Origin of the sequence: Roseburia sp. 1XD42-69 (assembly GCF_003612565.1) — a bacterium.
Taxonomy (GTDB): Bacteria; Bacillota; Clostridia; order Lachnospirales; family Lachnospiraceae; genus Roseburia_B.
Genome location: NZ_RAZG01000180.1, coordinates 1 through 2047 on the forward strand (window position 1 = coordinate 1; position 2047 = coordinate 2047).

General features: G+C 40.7%; 1 protein-coding gene and 1 pseudogene. One reads left to right on the forward strand and one right to left on the reverse strand.

Annotated elements, in window-relative coordinates; genetic code table 11:
- On the reverse strand, positions 1-238 hold a 238-nt coding region (locus D7Y06_RS26740; protein ID WP_207667359.1), incomplete at its 3' end, for a hypothetical protein.
- On the opposite strand from D7Y06_RS26740, the pseudogene D7Y06_RS24855 reads away from it, so the two are divergent.
- Positions 237-2047, forward strand: a pseudogene (locus tag D7Y06_RS24855) (hypothetical protein); the annotation flags it as partial. The gene D7Y06_RS26740 and the pseudogene D7Y06_RS24855 sit on opposite strands and share 2 nt — an antisense overlap.

Below are 2047 nucleotides of genomic sequence, written 5' to 3' on the forward strand. Positions count from 1 at the left end.
CAGGGAACCCCGTGCCAATTAAAAGAAAAACACAATATGTTGTAGTTGCTTGAGTTAGGTTGTTAACATTGCTTTCCAAATCGCAAGCAAAAGAAAAATTAACGCAAATGGGGCTTACCACTGCCACAAATGCAAATACAACAGCCAATACAGCAAATGCAGCCTCAGCAAACACATTAAAAGGCACATTAGCAGGACTTACCACTTCTATTAAAGCAACTTGGGCAGCTATGTCCATGCTTCAAAAAGCGAGTATAGTTTTTGCTGCTGCATCTACTATATGGAGCATTGGTTCATCTATTTTTAGTAGCTATAAGCAGCACCAGGAAGAAATCAGACAGGCAACCGAAGAAGCCGCACAAGCATACAAAGAATCCGCTTCATCCATAGATGATTACGTTTCCAGGTATCAGGAATTGCGGAAAGCATTAATAGCCGCTAAAGGGGACGAAGAGGAAACTCTTGCGGTAAAAAGGCAGCTCTTAGATTTGCAGACGGAGATCAACGATAAATTCGGTGCAACTTGTGGTACTATTGATCTTGTGACCGACAGCTACAGAGACATGACACAGGCCATCAAGGATTACAACAAAGAATTAGCAAATAACTACCTGAATGAAAATGAAAAGGGAATTCATGATGCTGAAAAACAAATGACAAAGAAACGTCATTATAACCTCTCTTATTCCGGAATGGTAGCTACAACAGATAAAGGCAAGGCATTAAAAGAAATTGCAGAAAAATATAAAGATAAAGGCATAGACCTTCTGAATGAAGGGGACGGCGGCGTAACTTTCTCCGTCTATTTAGACACAGATGCCGGATCAGCATATGATGTCATCAATGATTTTGAAACAGACCTCCGCAACAAGGCAGTTGAATTAGGGGACGAGCATTTATTTGATGATGTGTTAGAGATGTCTTCAAATTCTTTAAATAATGCTAAATCCGTGGTTGACGAATACGGCGATATTTTCAAACGTTCCCTGATTGCAAAAATTGCATCAGATGATAACAAGGCAACTGTATATAATGATGCCTTAAAAGCGGTAGAAGAGTACAATAATGCAGTCTTGGAAAGCGAAGACCCATATAGCGACAAAAAGGTAGCATCCGCAAGGCAGAACCTTGAAGAAATAAAACAGTCCATCCAAAGCAATACCGAAGAATGGGGACAGTATTCTTCTGTAATGGATGATGTGTTTAACCAGGCAGATACAAGACTGATTGATTTTAATGATAAATTACAGAATGATGATTCACTAAAGAAATATGCTGGGGAATTAAAAGGGTTAGATACTCTGGATCTACAATCGTTTGACCAAAATGCTGGCAAAAACAATGCCTTTGATAAATTAAAGGAATCGGCTGGCAGTTGTGGGGTTAGTGTTGACGAACTGATTGACCGTTTGGTGAAAATGGGAATTGTACAGGACGAAATTGCAGAAGAAGCGCAAAATATTCCAAAACCTTTCTCCCAGCGTTTCCAAGACCTCTGGGATTCTGAATCCTTCAAAGATGCAAGAGAAGAATTACAAAAACTCTCCAAAGAAGCAGGAATTACAGAAGATGACCTCTACTCACTTGCCAGGGAAAATGAAGAACTTTCTCTCCTGCTGGATGAATCCGGCATATCCGCACAGTTCGCCGCCACATGTTTTAACCAGGTATGCAATGGCGCAGACGGGTTTTCAGCCATTACAGAGGACGCACGTACACTTGACCAGGTATTACACGGCATGGATGAAAGTCTGCAAAGTGCAGCGGCATCCAAATCCGCTTATGACAAGGCAATGGGGCAGGATGATTACGATTCAGAATTTAAGAACTATCAGGATGCCTACAAATCCGCAATGGAGATGTTTGAAAACGGGGATTATGGAAAACATTTCCGTTCTGCAATGGAGTATCTTTTAGGGGACAAATCCTACACCATGAGCATTGAAGAAATGAAAAATGCAATGGATGGGTTAAAGAATGTCTTTGGTGAGGATGCGACAAATGGTCTGGAATTTCTGGACAAATTGTATGAAAAGAAGGATGTCCT